General features: G+C 72.6%; 16 protein-coding genes. 11 read left to right on the plus strand and 5 right to left on the minus strand.

All coding sequences use genetic code 11. The annotated features are described in order from the left end of the window. Complete coding sequence (locus ACFVIM_RS07530) at positions 1-1,794, minus strand: AMP-dependent synthetase/ligase (protein ID WP_384299708.1); 1,794 nt, start codon at positions 1,792-1,794, stop codon at positions 1-3. Positions 1,795-2,312: 518 nt separating this feature from the next. Here ACFVIM_RS07530 and ACFVIM_RS07535 point away from each other — a divergent pair. The 6 genes from ACFVIM_RS07535 (at position 2,313) to ACFVIM_RS07560 (ending at position 7,809) form a co-directional block, all read left to right on the plus strand. Further along, the gene (locus ACFVIM_RS07535) at positions 2,313-3,116 is read left to right on the plus strand and encodes a metallophosphoesterase (RefSeq protein WP_384299709.1); all 804 of its coding nucleotides are present in this window, start codon (positions 2,313-2,315) and stop codon (positions 3,114-3,116) included. Between the two features lie 125 nt (positions 3,117-3,241). Continuing rightward, positions 3,242-3,691, plus strand: a complete 450-nt coding sequence (locus ACFVIM_RS07540) for an SRPBCC family protein (RefSeq protein WP_384299710.1) — start codon at positions 3,242-3,244, stop codon at positions 3,689-3,691. Next, on the plus strand, positions 3,691-5,028 hold the full coding sequence (locus ACFVIM_RS07545) for an ArsA family ATPase (RefSeq protein ID WP_384299711.1): 1,338 nt from the start codon (positions 3,691-3,693) through the stop codon (positions 5,026-5,028). The genes ACFVIM_RS07540 and ACFVIM_RS07545 overlap by 1 nt, the downstream gene beginning before the upstream one ends. Before the next feature lie 215 nt (positions 5,029-5,243). Beyond that, complete coding sequence (locus tag ACFVIM_RS07550) at positions 5,244-5,813, plus strand: DUF5304 family protein (RefSeq protein ID WP_384299712.1); 570 nt, start codon at positions 5,244-5,246, stop codon at positions 5,811-5,813. A 224-nt stretch (positions 5,814-6,037) separates the two neighbouring features. Next, complete coding sequence (locus ACFVIM_RS07555) at positions 6,038-6,979, plus strand: ROK family glucokinase (protein ID WP_384299713.1); 942 nt, start codon at positions 6,038-6,040, stop codon at positions 6,977-6,979. A gap of 80 nt (positions 6,980-7,059) precedes the next feature. Beyond that, entirely contained in the window at positions 7,060-7,809 is a 750-nt protein-coding gene (locus tag ACFVIM_RS07560; RefSeq protein WP_384299714.1) for an endonuclease/exonuclease/phosphatase family protein, read from the plus strand. Between the two features lie 70 nt (positions 7,810-7,879). Here ACFVIM_RS07560 and ACFVIM_RS07565 read toward each other — a convergent pair whose 3' ends face one another. Both ACFVIM_RS07565 and ACFVIM_RS07570 read right to left on the minus strand, forming a co-directional pair. Continuing rightward, complete coding sequence (locus tag ACFVIM_RS07565) at positions 7,880-8,599, minus strand: hypothetical protein (RefSeq protein ID WP_384299715.1); 720 nt, start codon at positions 8,597-8,599, stop codon at positions 7,880-7,882. After that, positions 8,505-9,287, minus strand: coding sequence for an alpha/beta hydrolase (locus tag ACFVIM_RS07570; protein WP_384299716.1), 783 nt, complete (start codon positions 9,285-9,287; stop codon positions 8,505-8,507). The genes ACFVIM_RS07565 and ACFVIM_RS07570 overlap by 95 nt, the downstream gene beginning before the upstream one ends. Before the next feature lie 246 nt (positions 9,288-9,533). Between ACFVIM_RS07570 and ACFVIM_RS07575 the strand changes: the two genes are divergently transcribed. The 4 genes from ACFVIM_RS07575 to ACFVIM_RS07590 all read left to right on the plus strand — a co-directional run bounded on the left by ACFVIM_RS07575 (position 9,534) and on the right by ACFVIM_RS07590 (position 14,298). Continuing rightward, positions 9,534-10,379 carry a lysophospholipid acyltransferase family protein gene (locus ACFVIM_RS07575; RefSeq protein WP_384299722.1) on the plus strand — a complete coding sequence of 282 codons (846 nt, stop codon included), beginning with the start codon at positions 9,534-9,536 and terminating at the stop codon, positions 10,377-10,379. 305 nt (positions 10,380-10,684) lie between these two features. Then, positions 10,685-11,905: a MacS family sensor histidine kinase gene (gene macS, locus ACFVIM_RS07580; RefSeq protein WP_384299717.1), complete on the plus strand. Its 1,221-nt coding sequence runs from the start codon at positions 10,685-10,687 to the stop codon at positions 11,903-11,905. A gap of 132 nt (positions 11,906-12,037) precedes the next feature. Continuing rightward, positions 12,038-12,691, plus strand: a complete 654-nt coding sequence (locus ACFVIM_RS07585) for a response regulator (RefSeq protein ID WP_384299723.1) — start codon at positions 12,038-12,040, stop codon at positions 12,689-12,691. A 578-nt stretch (positions 12,692-13,269) separates the two neighbouring features. After that, positions 13,270-14,298: a 6-phosphofructokinase gene (locus tag ACFVIM_RS07590; RefSeq protein WP_384299718.1), complete on the plus strand. Its 1,029-nt coding sequence runs from the start codon at positions 13,270-13,272 to the stop codon at positions 14,296-14,298. A 157-nt stretch (positions 14,299-14,455) separates the two neighbouring features. Here ACFVIM_RS07590 and ACFVIM_RS07595 read toward each other — a convergent pair whose 3' ends face one another. Both ACFVIM_RS07595 and ACFVIM_RS07600 read right to left on the minus strand, forming a co-directional pair. After that, complete coding sequence (locus ACFVIM_RS07595; protein ID WP_384299719.1) at positions 14,456-16,471, minus strand: chorismate-binding protein; 2,016 nt, start codon at positions 16,469-16,471, stop codon at positions 14,456-14,458. 111 nt (positions 16,472-16,582) lie between these two features. Continuing rightward, positions 16,583-16,651, minus strand: coding sequence for a trp operon leader peptide (locus tag ACFVIM_RS07600; protein WP_384299724.1), 69 nt, complete (start codon positions 16,649-16,651; stop codon positions 16,583-16,585). Positions 16,652-16,749: 98 nt separating this feature from the next. Here ACFVIM_RS07600 and ACFVIM_RS07605 point away from each other — a divergent pair, with 98 nt between their 5' ends. Beyond that, positions 16,750-18,099 carry a class II 3-deoxy-7-phosphoheptulonate synthase gene (locus tag ACFVIM_RS07605; RefSeq protein WP_384299720.1) on the plus strand — a complete coding sequence of 450 codons (1,350 nt, stop codon included), beginning with the start codon at positions 16,750-16,752 and terminating at the stop codon, positions 18,097-18,099. The last annotated feature ends 50 nt before the right edge of the window (positions 18,100-18,149 follow it).

The raw sequence follows: 18,149 nt of genomic DNA on the forward strand, positions 1-18,149 counted from the left end.
CTAGGCGCGGTAGATGGCTTCGATCTCGTCGGCGAAATCCTTCGCCACCACATTCCGCTTCAGCTTCAGGGACGGCGTGATATGCCCCGCCTCCTCCGTGAACTGTCCCCCCAGCACCCGGAACTTCCGTACCGACTCCGCCTTGGACACCGCCGCGTTCCCGTCGTCCACGGCCCGCTGGATCTCGGCGAGCAGGTCGGGGTCGTCGCGGAGCGCGGCCGCCGTGGTGCCGGGCTTGCCGCGTTCGGTGGCCCAGCGGCCGAGGAACTCCTCGTCCACGGTGATGAGCGCGCCCACGAAGGGGCGTCCGTCGCCGACGACCATGCATTCGGCGACGAGGGCGTGGGCCCGGATGCGGTCCTCGATCACCGCCGGGGCGACGTTCTTGCCGCCCGCCGTGACCAGGATCTCCTTCTTGCGGCCGGTGATGGTGAGGTAGCCGTCCTCGTCGAGGGTGCCGATGTCACCGGTGTGGAACCAGCCGTCGCGCAGGGCTTCGGCGGTGGCGGCCTCGTTGTTCCAGTAGCCCTGGAAGAGGTGTTCGCCGTGGAGGAGGACCTCGCCGTCGTCGGCGATGCGTACGACGGAGCCGGGCAGGGGCTGGCCGACGGTGCCGATCTTCTGCCGGTCGGGCGGGTTGAAGGCGGTGGCGGCGCAGGACTCGGTGAGCCCGTAGCCCTCCAGGATGGTGACGCCGACGCCCCGGAAGAAGTGCCCGAGCCGTTCGCCGAGCGGCGCGCCGCCGGAGATCGCGTGTTCCACTTGGCCGCCGAGGGCGGCCCGCAGCTTCCCGTAGACGAGCTTGTCGAAGACGGCGTGCCTGACCCGCAGCCCGATGCCGGGCCCCTTGGGGGAGTCCAGCGCGCGGCTGTAGGCGATGGCGGTCTGCGCGGCCCGGTCGAAGATCGGGCCCTTGCCGTCGGCCTGGGCCTTGGCGCGGGCGCCGTTGTAGACCTTCTCGAAGACGCGGGGGACGCCGAGGACGAGGGTCGGCTGGAAGGTCGCCAGATCGTCGGTGAGGTTGCGGATGTCGGATACACAGCCCAGCTTGATGGGGGCCATGATCGAGCCGACTTCGATCAGCCGTCCGAAGACGTGCGCGGCGGGCAGAAAGAGCAGGACCGAGCACTCACCGGTCCGGAACAGCGGCTTCAGCCGTTCGACGGCGTTGCCGCACTCGGCGAAGAAGGCACGGTGGGTGAGGACACAGCCCTTGGGGCGCCCGGTGGTGCCGGAGGTGTAGACGATGGTCGCCGGGTCGTCGGCCTTCGCCAGGCCGCTGCGCTCGTCCACGGTGGTGTCGGGGATCTCCGCGCCCGCCGCGACGAGGGTGGCGACGGCGTCGGCCTCGACCTGCCAGACCTCGCGCAGGTCGGGCAGCCGGTCCCGGACGGATTCCAGTGCCGCGAGGTGGGTCTCGTTCTCGACGACGGCGGCGACACAGCCGGAGTCGGAGAGGATCCAGGAGATCTGTTCGGCGGAGCTGGTCTCGTAGACGGGGACGGTGACGGCGCCCGCGCTCCAGATGGCGAAGTCGATCAGCACCCACTCGTACCGGGTGCGGGACATCAGCGCGATCCGGTCACCGGGGGCGATCCCGGCCGCGATCAGGCCCTTGGCCACGGCGCGCACCTCGGCGAGGAAGCGGGTGGCGGTGACGTCCTCCCAGCCGTTCTCCGTCTTTCTGCCCATCACGGCGACATCCGGGTGCTGCGCGGCATTGCGGCGGATCAAGTCCGTCAGGTTGCCGTCCGTGGGGACCTCGTAAAGGGCCGGAAGGCTGAACTCGCGCAAGACTGCTGCTCCTCATCGGGCGCCGGCGCCACGGATCTGTCGGGCGCACCGGCCGCCGTCCACCATCGGGCGGGTGCCCCCGGGGATGAGCTGGGGTTGGACTGCCCGGACGTTACCCACCGGTAGTTGGTTCCGGGTAGGGGGTTCCGGCCAGATGTTCCCCGCGTCACACACCACGGCAAGTGCATCGCGAAGCGTAGTCCACGCGTGCGCGAAGCTGGAAGAACGACCGGTCTGACCCCTCTGTCCGCCCTCCATCCGGGCGTCTTAGGGAGTGTCGTCAAAGGAGCGTCGTCCGCCCCCTGTGACGAAGTCCAGGGGGAGAGTCACTGCGGCGGGGGTACTCCCCCAGGCTCCGCCCGGGGGCACCCCCACCCGTGCCCGAAGGGCACAGGGGGCCATTGGCGACTGACGACAACGCGGCGTGGGGGCACCCCCGGGCCGGAGGCCCAGGGGGAGTGCGTGCCAGGGCACGGCGGACAGACGGGACTTTGACGACACGACCTAGGGTGACGGCCATGCGAGGTAACCGAGACACCCGGAGTGAGCGGCGCACCCGGGTCCATGTGGTCAGCGATGTGCACGGCAATGTCGAGGCCCTCGCCCGCGCGGGCGAGGGCGCGGACGCGCTGCTCTGTCTCGGGGACCTCGTCCTCTTCCTGGACTACGCCGACCACTCCCGGGGGATCTTCCCCGACCTCTTCGGCGCCGAGAACGCCGATCTGATCGTCTCCCTGCGCACCGACCGCCGCTTCGGCGAGGCCCGGGAGCTGGGCCGGCGGCTCTGGGCCGAGCTGGGCATCCCCCGGGACGCCGCGATCGAGTCGGCCGTGCGCCGCCAGTACGCCGAGCTGTTCGCCGCCTTCCCGACGCCGACCTACGCGACCTACGGGAACGTCGACATCCCCGCCCTCTGGCCGGAGTACGCCCGGCCCGGCACCACCGTCCTGGACGGGGAGCGGGTGGAGATCGGCGGTCTGGTCTTCGGTTTCGTCGGCGGCGGACTGCCCTCGCCGTCGCGGACACCGTACGAGATACCGGAGGAGGAGTACGCGGCGAAGGTCGAGGCGCTCGGTGAGGTCGACGTCCTCTGCTCCCATATCCCGCCGGACGTTCCCGAGCTGACCTATGACACCGTCGCCCGCCGCTTCGAGGGCGGCAGCGGGGCGCTGCTGGCGGCCATCCACCGCACCCGGCCCCGGTACGCCCTCTTCGGGCATGTGCATCAGCCGCTGGTGTCACGGATGCGGGTGGGGGCGACGGAGTGCGTGAACGTGGGGCACTTCGCCTCGACGGGCAGGCCGTGGGTGCTGGAGTGGTGAGCGGCCCGCGCGTCCGCCGCCGGTGCCCGCGTGGGGCCGCCCCTCGCGCCCGGCGCCCCGTCCGGGCGCGATAGCCTGCACACCACACCAGCCCCGGTCGTACCGCACTGTGAGGAGCCGCAGCGATGGCGGAACACACCAGCTCAAGCATCACCATCGAGGCGGACCCGGCCGAGGTGATGACGGTCATCGCGGACTTCGACCGCTACCCGGAGTGGACCGGCGAGGTGAAGCAGGCCGAGATCGTCTCCCGGGACGGCCAGGGCCGCGCCGAGCAGGTCCGGCTCGTCCTCGACGCCGGGGCGATCAAGGACGACCACACCCTCGCCTACACCTGGGAGGGCGAGAACAAGGTGAGCTGGACCCTGGTGAAGTCGCAGATGCTGCGGGCGATCGACGGTTCGTACACCCTCGTGCCCGTGGGCGGCGGCGACCGTACCGAGGTCACCTACCGGCTCACCGTCGACGTCAAGATCCCCATGCTCGGCATGATCAAGCGGAAGGCCGAGAAGGTCATCATCGACCGCGCCCTCGACGGGCTGAAGAAGCGCGTCGAGAGCCGTCCCGCCGTCTGATGCGCACGGTCCTCGTCACCGGCCTCGGCGGCGCGGGCCGTACGACCATGGCGGCGGCGACCGCGCTGGCCGCCGCCGCGCGCGTTCGCGGTACGTCCGGTACGTCCGCGCCGTGTGATCGCGGTACGGACACCACCGGCCGCCGGGTCCTGCTGCTCAGCCCCGACGCCCTGCCCGCCACCGACGGCGGCGCCCCGCTCACCGCCGTACCCACCCCGGTCGCGGAGGGCCTGTGGGCCGCCCGGATCGACCCGGCCGCCGACTTCCGCGCCGAGTTCCTCTCGCTCCAGGAGCACGCCGGGCCCGCGCTCGATCTGCTCGGCGCCCGCGCCTTCGCGGACGAGGAGCTGACCCCGCTGCCGGGGAGCGACCAGTTCTCCCTGCTCCGGGCCCTGCTCGGGGCCAGGTCCGGTGACTGGGACCTCGTCGTCGCCGATCTGCCGCCGCTGCCCGAGACCATCGCGCTGCTCGCCCTGCCCGAGCAGCTCCGCCGCTATCTGCGCCGCCTCCTGCCGCCGGAACGGCAGGCCGCCCGCGCCCTGCGGCCCGTCCTCGCCCAGCTCGCCGGGGTCCCGATGCCCGCGCGGTGGCTGTACGAGACGGCCGCGCGGCGCGATGAGGAGCTGGCGGACCTTCAGCGGCTGCTCGGCTCGCCGGGGCTGACCCTGCGGGTGGTCGCCGAACCCGGACCGGGTGCCACCGACGCCCTGCGGACCGCCCGCACCGGGCTCGCCCTCCATGGGCTGCGGGTGGAGACGCTGATAGCCAACCGGGTGCTGCCACGCCACTCCGCCGACCCCTTCCTCGCGGATCTCGCCGCCCGCCAGGAGAAGACGGTCGGCGAGTGGGACGCGTGCTGGTCGCCGGGCACCGCGCTGCGCGAGGTTCCGCACACGGGCCGTGAACCCCGTACCTGGGCCGCGCTGGCGGAGCTGGCCCCGCTGGTGGGGGACGCCACCGCCACCGACTCCGCCACCGACGGCACCGACGCCACCGACGCCACCGACTCCGCCACCGACGGCACTGACTCCGCCACCGACGCGACCGCCACGGCCACCGACGCCACCGACGCGACCGCCACCGGCTGGCCGGTCGAGGACCGGCGGGCGGCCGAGGGCATCCTCGTCTGGGCCATCCCGCTGCCCGGCGCCGTCAAGGGGGAGGTGGGGCTGGTCCGGCGCGGTGATGAACTGCTACTCACGGTGGGCCGGTTCCGCCGGATCGTGCCCTTGCCGTCGGCGCTGCGGCGCTGCGCGGTCACCGGCGCGGGGCTGGTCGATGGGACGCTGAGGGTCCGCTTCACTCCGGACCCGGGACTGTGGCCCCGGGAGTCCTGACGGCCGCGTCCGGGGCCCTTGCGGTCTCGCGGTCCTGTGCCCGGGTGGCCGGGGCGCGGCCCGTGGACGCCCGGAAGGCCCGGCCCCGCGCCCGCCGACCCTGGCGGGAAGCTCACGTCCCGTTCCAGCGCCGCTGAACGGCGCGCGCCCGTTCGGGTAACGTCGAGCGTACGAGAGCCCCGAGCCGACCCAACGCCCCCGTGCAGGAGTACGCCATGAGTGATGCCACCCAGCGTCCCGACGCCGACGCCGACGCGTGGGCCGAGGCGTGCGCCGAGGACCTCGCGGAGGAGCGGGCCCGCCGCCGTGCCCAGTACGGCGCGCCGCCCGGTTCCGCCGCCGACGAGCTGCGCAAGCTGTTCGGCGCCGTCGCCGACAAGGTCACCGAGTTCCAGACCTCGCTGCCCGGGATCGCCGCGCAGAGCGCCGTACAGAACCTGGTGAACCAGGCGAAGTCCGCCGTCGAGCCGGTCATCGAGCGCAACCCTCAGATCTTCGACCACCTCGCGGCGGCGGGCGGAGAGCTGCTGGCCGCCTACCGGTCGGCGGTCGAGGGCCATGAGCGCCGCTGGACCACCGACCCCGACCGCGCCACCGACCAGGGCCCCCGGCGGGCCGGAACGGACGAGGCCGCCTCCGCCGACCGTGGTGACGACGGCCGCCCCAGCGAGGACCGTCCCGGCGGCGACCGTCCCGGCGGCGGCCCGCGTGATCACGGCCGGCGCGGTGACGACCCCCGTGATGACGGCACCGGCCCGGGCGACGGGCGCATCGACCTCGACTGATCCGGACGGCGCTCCACCCGGACCTTCTGCCCCCTTCCGCCCCTTCTGTCCGTTCCGGCTTGGCCGCCCCGGACCGCCGCCCGGGACCCGCCGCCCACCGGATGTTCTCCGGCGCTCTCGTCCCGGCCTCCGCCGGTTCTGCGCCGGGTCTGTGTCGATCAAGGAGACCCCCTCCCTCGGGTACGGTGGCCCCCAGCGGGGCTTGACCGAAAACTGAGGGACATATGGGACTCACCATCGGGGTCGACATCGGCGGTACCAAGATCGCCGCCGGAGTGGTCGACGAAGAGGGCACCATCCTGGAGACACACACCGTGCCCACTCCGGCCACCCCGGACGGCATCGTGGACGCGATCTGTTCGGCCGTGGGAGGTGCGGGCAAGGGCCAGGAGATCGAGGCCGTCGGCATCGGCGCGGCGGGCTACGTCGACGACAAGCGCGCCACCGTCCTCTTCGCCCCCAACATCCTCTGGCGCCATGAGCCGCTCAAGGACAAGGTCGAGCAGCGCGTCGGCCTGCCGGTCGTCGTGGAGAACGACGCCAACGCCGCCGCCTGGGGCGAGTACCGCTTCGGCGCGGGCCAGGGCCACAGCGACGTCATCTGCATCACCCTCGGCACCGGCCTCGGCGGCGGCATCATCATCGGCAACAAACTGCGCCGGGGCCGCTTCGGAGTGGCGGCCGAGTTCGGCCATATCCGGGTCGTCCCCGACGGTCTGCTCTGCGGCTGCGGCTCCCAGGGCTGCTGGGAGCAGTACGCGTCGGGCCGCGCCCTGGTCCGCTACGCCCGGCAGCGCGCCAACGCCACCCCCGAGCACGCGGGCATCCTGCTCGGCCTCGGCGACGGCACCCCCGACGGCATCCAGGGCAGGCATGTCAGCGAGGCCGCCCGCCAGGGCGACCCGGTCGCCATCGACTCCTTCCGCGAGCTGGCCCGCTGGGCGGGCGCGGGACTGGCGGACCTGGCCTCGCTCTTCGACCCGTCCGCGTTCATCGTCGGCGGTGGCGTCTCCGACGAGGGCGATCTGGTGCTCGACCCCATCCGCAAGTCCTTCCGCCGCTGGCTGATCGGCGGCCAGTGGCGTCCCCATGCCCAGGTGCTGGCCGCGCGGCTGGGCAACAAGGCGGGCATGGTGGGCGCGGCGGACCTGGCCCGCCAGGGCTGACACCGCCGGGCCGGGGGCCCGCGGCGTGGCGTACGGGGCGGGCGAGCCCCGTGCGCCGGGCGGGCCGTAGGGTGCCGCCCATGGCCACCTCGCTCCCCAACTCCGGTACCGACACGGATGGTTCGCCCACCCTCCGCGTCCTCGGCTACAACGTGCGCTCCCTCCGGGACGACGAGGACGCCCTGGTCCGGGTGATCCGCGCCTGCGCACCGGACCTCGTCCTCGTCCAGGAGGCTCCCCGCTTCTTCCGCTGGCGCAAGCATGCCGCCCGGATCGCCGCCAAGAGCGATCTCGTGGTCCTGGGCGGCGGCGCCACCGCCGCCGGGCCCCTGCTGCTGTGCTCCCTGCGCGTAACCGTCGAACGGACCGCGGACATCCTGCTCCCGCTCACCCCCGGCCAGCACCGCCGGGGCTTCGCCACCGCCGTGGTACGGATCGGGGGAGCCCGGATCGGTGTGGTCAGCTGCCATCTGGGCCTGCGCCGGGAGGAGCGCCGCGATCACGCGGAGGCGCTGCTGGACCAGGTCGCCGCGCTGGACACCCCGTACTCCGTCGTGGCCGGTGATCTCAACGAGGAGGCGGACGGGCCGGGCTTCGGCCGGATCGCCGCCGGGCTCCAGGACTGCTGGGCCGTGGCGCCCTGGGGCGGTGAGCACACCTTCCCGGCCCGTGCGCCCCGGCGCCGGATCGACGCCGTCTTCGCCTCCAAGGGGGTGGACGTGCTCGGCTGCGGTGTGCCCCGGGGGCTGCCGGGCGTCAGCGACGCGGATCTGTCGGCGGCCACCGACCATCTCCCGGTCCTGGCCGCGCTGCGTATCCCGCTCCACTGAGGGCCCGGCCGCCGGAGGGCGCCCAGGCTCCGCCCGGTGGCCCCCCTCGGCCGGGCCGTTCGGCCACTGCCTAGACCACGGCGCCCCGGCCCGGGCTGTCGTCCTCGTCGTCGCCCTGGGACATCCGCGCCACCAGGGTGATGAAGCCGCCGATGAAGCCGCCGACGCACAGGGTCGTCAGCCACCAGGTCATCTCCCAGCCGAGGAGGACCGCGAGCAGCATCAGGACCGGTCCTCCGATCACCGACAGCCAGGCGAACTTGGCGGTGGTGTCGGCCTCCGGCAGCGGCGGGGGCTCCGGCGGTACGAAGTGGCCCTCGTCGCTCTCGTCGAGATCGTCCTCCTTGGGCTGGGCCAGGCCGTAGTCCCGGGGGCCCGCCCCGCCGACGCCGGGGGCGAAGGCGATGGAGGAGCCGAGCGCCGGGCTCTCCCCGGGGTCCTTGGACTCGGGGGGCGTGGCCTCCGGGGAGTCCGCGCGCCGCTCCTCCTTCTCCTTCTCCTTCTTCCCTGCCTCCGGCCCTCTCCCTGTCAGATCGTGGGCGTCCTTCGTGTCGTCTTCGAGGAGGGCGAGGTCCTCGACCGAGCGGAACGGTCTCGCGCCCGGCGGGTCCACGGGCTCCTCGCCGTATCCCGCGACGATGGCGGCCCAGGCGGCCTCCTCGTCGATGGGCTGCGGCTCACGGTCCGCGTCATGCTCAGCCACCGGTCGAACTCCCCTCCTTCTGCGTGACACTGGGAGCGAGGCGGCCGACGAACGCGTGACTCTCCTCGAAGATCCGCTCCGCGTCATGGTCCAACGTCGCAACGTGGTAGCTCTGTTCCAACAGGATCTCGCGGACATCGGTGGAGGAGACCCGGCCGAGGATCCGGGCCGAGTCGACCGGCGGCACCACATGGTCCTGAGGACTGTGCAGCAGCAGCAGCGGCTGGGTGACCTGGGGCAGCTCGTGGTCGACCAGGCGCAGGAACCGCCGCAGCGAGTGGGCGGCGTGCAGCGGCACCCGGTCGTACCCCAGCTCGTGGGCCCCTTCCTTGGCGATGTCGTCGCTCAGGCCCTTGGTGGTGCGGACCAGATGGCGGGCGACGGGCAGCGCGTGGGCGGCCAGGCCATGCACCTTGTTCGCCGGATTGACCAGGACGATGCCCCGCACCGCGTCGCCGTGCTTGGCCGCGAGCCTCAGGGTGAGCGCGCCGCCCATGGAGAGACCGAAGACGAAGACCCGCTCACAGCGGGTGAGCAGCTCCCGCAGCGCACGGTCCACCTCCGCGTACCAGTCCTGCCAGCCGGTGATCTGCATGTCCTGCCAGCGGGTGCCGTGGCCCGGCAGCAGCGGCAGGGAGACCGTCAGCCCGCGCTCCGCCAGGAACTCGGCCCAGGGCCGCAGGGACTGCGGGGATCCGGTGAATCCATGGCAGAGAAGGACGCCGGTCTCTCCACCCTCGTGGTGGTAGGGCTCGGCTCCGGGAAGGACGGGCACCGGGGGTCTCCTGTTCCGTGCGTGCGGCTGGGGCTCGTGCGCGTCGGACGGGGCCGGGCGTGCCGGGCCCGTCCGCGTGCCGGACTCGGGGAGGGCTTCGAACATGTCCGAAGCCCGTATCTCACGGTACGCGACCGGACTGACACCGACCAGGTCCGCAGGCCCCTCGGCGCGGGGCCCGCCGGTCACCTCGGGTTAAGGTCTGTTCGACAGCAACAGGAGGCATTCGAGTTGATCTACGGCGCAATGAAGTTCTCCCTGGGAGGCTCGCTGAAGCTTGCCTTCAGGCCCTGGGTGGAGGGGCTGGAGAACATTCCCGCCGAGGGCCCGGCGATCCTCGCGAGCAACCACCTCTCCTTCTCCGACTCCTTCTTCCTCCCGGCGGTCCTCGACCGCAAGGTCACCTTTATCGCCAAGGCGGAGTACTTCACCTCACCCGGAGTGAAGGGCAGGCTGACCGCCGCCTTCTTCAAGGGCGTGGGCCAGCTCCCGGTGGACCGCTCGGGCGGGCGCGGCGCGGGCGAGGCGGCGATCAAGGCCGGTATCGAGGTGGTGCGCAAGGGCGGCCTCTTCGGGATCTACCCCGAGGGCACCCGCTCCCCGGACGGCAGGCTCTACCGCGGCAAGCCCGGCGGCCTGGCCCGGGTGGCGCTCGCGACGGGGGCGCCGGTGATCCCGATCGCCATGATCGACACGGAGAAGATCCAGCCGCCTGGCAAGGTCGTCCCCAAGCTGATGCGCCCGGGGATCCGGATCGGCAAGCCGCTGGACTTCAGCCGGTACCACGGTATGGAGGGCGACCGGTACATCCTGCGCTCGGTGACCGACGAGGTCATGTACGAGATCATGAAGCTCTCCGGCCAGGAGTACGTCGACATCTACGCCACCGTGGCCAAGCGGGAGATCGCCGAGGCCGCGAAGGCGGAGAAGGCCGCGGCGAAGGCGGAGAAGGCCGAGCGGGCCGAGGCCGAGCAGGCCGAGAGCGCGCCGGTGGCCACGGCCGGGCGGACGGCACGGACCGAGCAGGGCACACGGACGCCGGGCACCGAGCGCGACGGCGGCGCCGGGGCCACGGACCGTCCGGCCGCCTGAGGGAACCGGCGGGAGCCGGGAGGAGTCGGTAGAAGTCGGCGGGAGTCAACAGCGACTGTGCCGACGGGAGCCCGGTCCCGCCCCGGACGGCGGGCGGCCCACGGACCCGGGGTCCGGGCACACGCGGGCCCCGCTGCCCGGGGAGCGCCGACGCAAGAACGCCGGCAGAAGAGTGCCGCCCGCCCGGCGGGAACGCCCGGCGGACCGGGTTCCGGCGACACGGCCGAGGGCCACGAGCACGCCGCGCGGTGACGGGCCACCGCACGGCGACCCCGCGCCGCATGCCGCGCGGGGACGACATCACCATGGGGGGACACAGGGTGAAGCGCGAACGCGTCGTACGGATGTCGGTGGAGCAGCCACTATGGCGCGCGCTCACCGCGTACCGCGTCATCACGATGGTCTACGCGGTACTCCTCTTCGCCACCCGCGACCAGTACGAGCGCCCCTGGGTGGCGATGGTCTTCCTCGCCGTCCTGGCGGTGTGGACGCTGGCGACCCTGCCCCAGGTCTCGGGCGCGGAACGCTGCACCAAGCCGTTCCTCGCCGTCGATCTGACGATCGCGCTCACCGGCATCCTCATCACCCCGCTCGCCGACGCCCAGGCGCGCACCGCCGACGCCCCCACCCTGCCGTCGATCTGGACGGCGGGGGCGGTGCTGGCGTTCGCCATCAAGGGCGGCTGGCGCTGGGCCGGGTTCGCCTCCTCCCTCGTCGCCGTCGCCAACATCGTCGAGCGCGGCGAGCCCAGCCAGGACACCCTCCACAACGTGCTGCTGGTCTGGGTGGCCTCCATCGCCATCGGCTATGTCGTCGAGGTCGCCCGCGCCTCCGAGCGGACCCTGGCCCGCGCCCTGGAGATCGAGGCCGCCACCCGGGAGCGGGAGCGGCTGGCCCGCGACATCCATGACAGCGTGCTCCAGGTGCTGGCCATGGTCCAGCGGCGGGGTACCGCGATCGGCGGCGAGGCCGCCGAGCTGGGACGGCTGGCCGGAGAGCAGGAGATCGCCCTGCGCACCCTGGTGTCCAGCGGGCTGGTCCCGGCGACCCGCGCCTCCGGGGACGCCTCGCGCGGCGCGGTCGTCCGGACGGCCGATGCGACCGGCCATGGGGACGGATCCGGCCAGACGGCCGCCTCCGTCGATCTGCGCGCCCTGCTCGCGCCGCACGCGGGCGCGCGGGTGACCTTCTCCGAGCCGGGCGCCCCGGTGCCGCTCCCGGCCGAGGCGGCGCGGGAGCTCGCGGCCGCTGTCAGTGCCGCCCTGGACAATGTGGGACGGCACGCGGGCCCCGACGCCCATGCCTGGATCCTCCTGGAGGACTGGACCGACGAGGTGATCGTCACGGTTCGCGACGACGGCCCCGGTATCCCGGAGGGCCGGCTGGCGCAGGCCGAGGGCGAGGGCAGGCTCGGCGTCGCCCTCTCCATCCGGGGGCGGCTGCGGGATCTGGGGGGCACCGCCGAGCTGATCTCGGTGCCCGGCCAGGGCACCGAGGTCGAGTTGAAGGTTCCACGGGTCCCGTAAGCGCGGGGCCCGCCAGCGTGAGGGGCGCCGACGGGGTCCCACGGGGGAAGGCGGAGAAGGATGAGCGAACAGCGCGAACAGCGCGAGCAGCGCGAGCAGCATGAACAGCGCGAGCAGCAGTCGATCAAGGTGATGGTCGTCGACGACCACCCGATGTGGCGGGACGCGGTCGCCCGTGACCTCGCGGCGGCCGGTTTCGAGGTGGTCGCCACGGCGGGCGACGGCCAGCAGGCGGTGCGCCGGGCCAAGGCCGCCGTGCCGGACGTGCTGGTGCTCGACCTCAATCTGCCCCTGCTGCCGGGTGTCCAGGTCTGCAAGGAGCTGGTCGGCTCCCAGCCACAGCTGCGGGTGCTCGTCCTCTCCGCCAGCGGGGAGCACGCGGATGTGCTGGAGGCGGTGAAGTCCGGCGCGACGGGCTATCTGCTCAAGTCCGCGAGTACGGAGGAACTGGTCGACGCCGTGCGCCGGACCGCCGTCGGTGACGCCGTCTTCACCCCGGGGCTCGCCGGGCTCGTCCTCGGTGAGTACCGCAGGCTGGCCACCGAGCCCGCCGCCACGCCCGGCGACGGCGAGCCCAAGGCCCCCCGGCTCACCGACCGGGAGACGGAGGTGCTGCGCCTGGTCGCCAAGGGGCTGTCGTACAAGCAGATAGCCGAGCGGCTGGTGATATCGCACCGGACCGTGCAGAACCATGTCCAGAACACCCTGGGCAAGCTCCAGCTGCACAACCGGGTCGAGCTGGTCCGCTACGCCATCGAGCGCGGTCTGGACGACATCGACGCGTGAGGACCGGCGCGAGGCATGCTCCCCGGCGCGGGGAGGCCGAGGTCCGGAGCGGGCGCGCGGGCGGTCCCGTACCGAGGCGTTCGCCGACCGCCTTCCCCGATCCCCGTGTGCGGGTGACGAGCCTTCCCGCCCGCTCGCCCGGTACCCGGTGGCGTCCGGCGGCGCTCGGCAGTGCTCGTCGGCGTTCGTCAGCGCTCGGCAGTGTTTGTCGGCGCTCAGCAGCGTTTGTCGGCGTTTGTGAGCGTTCTTCGGCGCCGCCCTGGCCGCCGACCCCCGCCCGGCCCGTTGGCGTTCCTCCCCGTGCGTCTCGGACGGGCACACCCCTTCGGCGTACGCCATGTCATCACCGTCACCCCCGTGGTGACGCCCACATCCCTCGTATGGGTGGAATTCCCTCGCCGCGTGAACCCCAACGGACTTTTCTCGTACGGGAATTGACCTTCCCGGGCATCCTGAAGTGACCTGGATCACCATTAGCGTGAGGCCAGGGTCATCTGGCGCGCCCCCCTGGGGCCACCGAGCCGCAGGGCGTGTCCCGGGGCCCATCAGGCGAAGGATTCAGGCGAAGGGAAGGATCCATGCGCGTCGGAGTTCTGACCGGTGGCGGCGACTGCCCCGGCCTCAACGCGGTCATCCGCGCCGTCGTCCGCAAGGGCGTCCAGGAGTACTCGTATGAGTTCGTGGGATACCGCGACGGCTGGCGCGGCCCCCTCGAAGGCGACACGATCCCGCTCGACATCCCCGCCGTCCGTGGCATCCTGCCCCGCGGCGGCACCATCCTCGGCTCCTCGCGCACCAACCCCCTCACGGCGGACGACGGCATCCGCCGGGTCAAGGACAATCTCGCCAAGGCCGAGGTCGACGCCCTGATCGCGATCGGCGGCGAGGACACCCTCGGTGTCGCCGCCCGGCTCCACGACGAGTACGGGGTGCGCTGTGTCGGTGTCCCCAAGACCATCGACAACGACCTCTCCGCCACCGACTACACCTTCGGTTTCGACACCGCCGTCTCCATCGCCACCGAGGCCATCGACCGGCTCCACACCACCGCCGAGTCCCATATGAGGGTCCTGGTGGTGGAGGTCATGGGCCGCCACGCGGGCTGGATCGCCCTGCACTCGGGCCTCGCCGGCGGCGCCAACGTGATCCTCATCCCCGAGCAGCGCTTCGACCTCGACCAGGTCTGCGCCTGGGTGACCTCGCGCTTCAAGGCCACCTACGCGCCGATCGTCGTCGTCGCCGAGGGCGCGATGCCCCAGGACGGCGACGCCGTACTCAAGGACGGTTCGCTCGACTCCTTCGGCCATGTGCGGCTCTCCGGGGTCGGGGAGTGGCTGGCGAAGGAGATCGAGCGCCGCACCGGCAAGGAGGCGCGGACGACGGTACTCGGGCATGTGCAGCGCGGCGGCACCCCGACGGCGTTCGACCGCTGGCTGGCGACGCGGTTCGGACTGCACGCGATCGACGCGGTACGGGAGGGGGCGTTCGGGATGATGGTCTCCCTCCAGGGGACGGATATCGTCCGGGTGCCGATCGCCGAGGCGACGGCCCGCCTCAAGACCGTGGACCCCTCCCTCTACGACGAGGTCGGCGTCTTCTTCGGCTGATCCGCCGACCGCCCTTCCCGCCCGTGGTACGCCGCTGACCGCCCGCCCCGGCGGCCCGGGCCCTGTCCCCCAGGGCCCGGACCGCCGTCGGCCGCGGCACCGGCGTACCACGGGGCCGGTGGCCTACAGCGGCCCCCCGTGGTACGCGGCCGGTGGCCTACAGCGGCGCGGGCTGGAGGTGCGGCAGGAGGGAGGCGACGATCGCGGGTCCGTCGAGCGTCAGCACCGACTCCGGATGGAACTGGACCGACGCGAAGCCCGGCCCGTGCAGGGCGTGGACCTCCCCGGACGGCCGGGCCCGCGCCACCTCGATGCCATGGGCCGCCAGCTCCCGCCCCGTCGCGTCGTCGCACCGCGCGCTGAAGCTGTTGTAGAAGCCGACCGTCTCAGACCGCCCGAAGAGATCGATCCGCTCCTGTGTCCCCTGGCACGGCTTCTCCTTGCGCACTAGCTCAAGACCGAGCTCCGCCGCGAGCAGCTCGTGCCCGAGGCAGACCCCCAGCACTCCGTGCCGCCGTCCCCGCAGCAGCGCGGTCGTCAGCTTCCGCAGCACCCGCATCTTGGGGTCCGCGAGATCGCGGGGATCGCCGGGCCCCGGCCCGAGCACCACCGGCCCCTGATGACCCAGCGCCCGTTCGGCCAGCCCCGGCGCGTCATGCCGCACCACGCTCACCGTCAGTCCGGTGGAGCGCAGCAGATGGGCCAGCATCGCCGTGAAGGTGTCCTCGCCGTCCACCACGAGGGCGTGGGCGCCGGTCGGTACGGCCGTCTCCCGCATCCGCAGCCAGAACGGCGCCAGCGAGCCCCGCCGGGCGTCGAGCGCGGCCCGCACCCGGGGGTCGTCGCCCAGCCGGGGCCGGGCGGTGTCCTCCCGCGCGGGCCGCCCGGGGCGCACCCCGAGCGCGCTGAGCACCCCGGCCGCCTTGGCGTGGGTCTCGGCCACCTCGCTCGCCGGGTCGGAGTCCCGCACCAGCGTCGCCCCGACGGGCACCCGCAGCCCGCCGTCCGGGTCGATGTCGGCGGTCCTGATCAGGATGGGCGAGTCCAGGGTCTGGGCCCCGCTGGCGTCCCGGCCGAGCAGGGCGAGGGCCCCGGCGTAGTAGCCGCGCCCGCCCCGCTCGTACCGCTGGATCACCCGGCAGGCGTTCTCGACGGGGGAGCCGGTGACGGTCGCCGCGAACATCGTCTCCCGCAGCACCTCGCGGACATCGAGGGTGGAGCGCCCGCGCAGCTCGTACTCGGTGTGCGCGAGATGGGCCATCTCCTTGAGCCGGGGGCCGACGACCACCCCGCCCCGGTCGCCGACCGCGCACATCATCTTCAGCTCCTCGTCCACGACCATGGACAGCTCGTCCCGCTCCTTGGGGTCGGCGAGGAACCGCAGCAGCGACTCGGCGTCCGGGCCCTGGGCGGGATAGCGGTAGGTGCCGCTGATCGGGTTCATCACGACGGTGCCGCCGCTCATCCGCACATGGGCCTCGGGGCTGGCCCCGACCAGGGTGCGCGCGCCCGTGTGGACGACGAAGGTCCAGTACGCGCCCCGCTCGCCCGCCAGCAGCCGCCGGAACAGCGCCAGCGCGTCGGATCGGCCGAAGCCGGGGATCGTGCCGGTGTAGGTGCGGCGGACGACGAAGTTGGCGCCCTCGCCCTGGCCGATCTCGTCCCGGACCACCCGGCGCACGATCTCCTCGTACTCCTCGTCCGGGACGTCGAAGCCGCCGTCGGCGACCCGGATGTCCTGGCGGGGGAGGAGGTCGAGGGCCTCGGCGAGCGGCAGCACCGCCGTCTCGTCGGCGACGAGCACGCTCAGCGGGGTGCCGTCGTCACGGACGGCGAAGCCGCGCTCACGGATCTGGCGGAAGGGGACGAGCGCGAGCGCGGGACGGTCACCGACGGGCAGCTCGGCGAGGGTGGAGACCTCGTGCACGGACCCGGTGAGCACCTCGACGGTGTCCGGGGTGTGGCCGGGGGTACGGCGGTGGAGCAGGGCGAAGGGGCGGTCACCGGCGAGCAGCCCGGCGATCAGGCCGGCGCCCTCGGTGGCGGGCGTCGCCGGGCCGGGATGGGTAGCGGCAGGTTCCGATTCCGGGCCGGAGTCTGTCGTGACCGGCTCCCGACCGGTGGGGGTCGAGTTCACCGGCTCCGGGCTGACGTGCTGCGGTACGTGGGGCATCAGGGCGGTTCCTTCCGGGTCCGAGGCGGAGAGCGGGAGGAACGGCCGTCGTTCCGGAGAACGAGAGAAGGCCGCCCCTCGGGCGGCCTTCGCGAGTGTGGATACGCGCAGTCAGTGGGCCGCCGGATGAGCGGTCCACCACCAGTTCTGGTTGAGTTGCGCGAACATGGCGCGAACCATACAACACTCCGTTCGCGGCGAGACATGGGTCTGGACCGTGTGTCTCACTTTCTGGGCGGTCGAAGGTGTGTCCACCCCGACCCCGTACCCTGGTCGCTGTGACCCTGAACGCTAAGACCACCTTGGGTGGCAACACCTGGCGAGACCTGCCTGCAGCGCAGCAGCCCGAGTACCCGGATGCCGAGGCCGTGCGCGATGTGATCGCCGAGCTCGAAAGCTATCCGCCGCTCGTCTTCGCCGGTGAGTGCGACCAGCTGCGCGCCCGTATGGCCGCGGTCGCCCGGGGCGAGGCGTTCCTGCTCCAGGGCGGTGACTGCGCGGAGTCGTTCGCCGCGGTCGGCGCCGACGACATCCGGGCCAAGCTGAAGACGCTGCTCCAGATGGGCGCCGTCCTCACCTACGCGGCCTCCGTGCCGGTGGTCAAGGTCGGCCGGATCGCCGGTCAGTACTCCAAGCCGCGCTCCAAGCCCACCGAGACCCGCGACGGGGTGACCCTGCCGACCTACCGGGGTGACTCGGTCAACGGCTTCGCGTTCACCGAGGCGGAGCGGGTTCCGGACCCGCAGCGGCTGAAGCGGATGTACCACGCCTCCGCCGCCACGCTGAACCTGGTCCGCGCCTTCACCACCGGTGGCTACGCCGACCTGCGCCAGGTGCACGCCTGGAACCAGGACTTCGTGAAGTCCTCCCCCTCCGGCCAGCGCTACGAGCAGCTCGCCCGGGAGATCGACAACGCGCTCAACTTCATGGAGGCGTGCGGCACCGACCCGGCGGAGTTCCGTACGGTCGAGTTCTTCGCCTCCCACGAGGCGCTGCTGCTGGACTACGAGTCGGCCCTGACCCGGATCGACTCCCGCACCGGCCACCTCTACGACGTCTCCGGCCATATGGTCTGGATCGGTGAGCGCACCCGGCAGCTCGACGGGGCCCATATCGAGTTCGCCTCCCGGATCCGCAACCCGATCGGGATCAAGCTCGGCCCGACGACCACCGTCGACGAGGCGCTGACCTACATCGACCGGCTGGACCCGGACCGTGAGCCCGGCCGGCTGACCTTCATCGTCCGGATGGGCGCGGACAAGATCCGCGACAAGCTCCCCCAGCTGGTGGAGAAGGTCACCGCCTCCGGTGCCACCGTGGCCTGGGTCACCGACCCGATGCACGGCAACACCTTCGAGGCGGCCTCCGGCCACAAGACCCGGCGCTTCGACGACGTACTCGACGAGGTCAAGGGCTTCTTCGAGGTCCACAAGGCCCTCGGCACCCACCCGGGCGGCATCCATGTCGAGCTGACCGGCGACGATGTCACCGAGTGTGTCGGCGGCGGCGACGAGATCTTCGTCGACGATCTCCACCAGCGGTACGAGACCGCCTGTGACCCCCGGCTCAACCGCAGCCAGTCGCTCGACCTGGCGTTCCTGGTCGCGGAGATGTACCGGGACCAGTAGTCCCACGGGCGGAGCCCTCATGGCCCTGGGATGGGGGCGCGGATCCATGT

The organism is Streptomyces sp. NPDC057638, assembly GCF_042800315.1.
In the GTDB taxonomy this organism is placed as follows: Bacteria; Actinomycetota; Actinomycetes; order Streptomycetales; family Streptomycetaceae; genus Streptomyces.

Excerpts from the sequence above, each read along its gene's own strand:
- ACFVIM_RS07555 (WP_384299713.1), top strand. The coding sequence starts at position 6,038 with ATGGGACTCACCATCGGGGTCGACATCGGCGGTACCAAGATCGCCGCC.
- ACFVIM_RS07585 (WP_384299723.1), top strand. The coding sequence starts at position 12,038 with ATGGTCGTCGACGACCACCCGATGTGGCGGGACGCGGTCGCCCGTGAC.
- ACFVIM_RS07565 (WP_384299715.1), bottom strand. The coding sequence starts at position 8,599 with ATGACGCGGAGCGGATCTTCGAGGAGAGTCACGCGTTCGTCGGCCGCC.
- ACFVIM_RS07590 (WP_384299718.1), top strand. The coding sequence starts at position 13,270 with ATGCGCGTCGGAGTTCTGACCGGTGGCGGCGACTGCCCCGGCCTCAAC.
- ACFVIM_RS07540 (WP_384299710.1), top strand. The coding sequence starts at position 3,242 with ATGGCGGAACACACCAGCTCAAGCATCACCATCGAGGCGGACCCGGCC.
- ACFVIM_RS07535 (WP_384299709.1), top strand. The coding sequence starts at position 2,313 with ATGCGAGGTAACCGAGACACCCGGAGTGAGCGGCGCACCCGGGTCCAT.
- ACFVIM_RS07550 (WP_384299712.1), top strand. The coding sequence starts at position 5,244 with ATGAGTGATGCCACCCAGCGTCCCGACGCCGACGCCGACGCGTGGGCC.
- ACFVIM_RS07575 (WP_384299722.1), top strand. The coding sequence starts at position 9,534 with ATGAAGTTCTCCCTGGGAGGCTCGCTGAAGCTTGCCTTCAGGCCCTGG.
- ACFVIM_RS07545 (WP_384299711.1), top strand. The coding sequence starts at position 3,691 with ATGCGCACGGTCCTCGTCACCGGCCTCGGCGGCGCGGGCCGTACGACC.
- ACFVIM_RS07595 (WP_384299719.1), bottom strand. The coding sequence starts at position 16,471 with ATGCCCCACGTACCGCAGCACGTCAGCCCGGAGCCGGTGAACTCGACC.
- macS (WP_384299717.1), top strand. The coding sequence starts at position 10,685 with ATGGGGGGACACAGGGTGAAGCGCGAACGCGTCGTACGGATGTCGGTG.
- ACFVIM_RS07560 (WP_384299714.1), top strand. The coding sequence starts at position 7,060 with ATGGCCACCTCGCTCCCCAACTCCGGTACCGACACGGATGGTTCGCCC.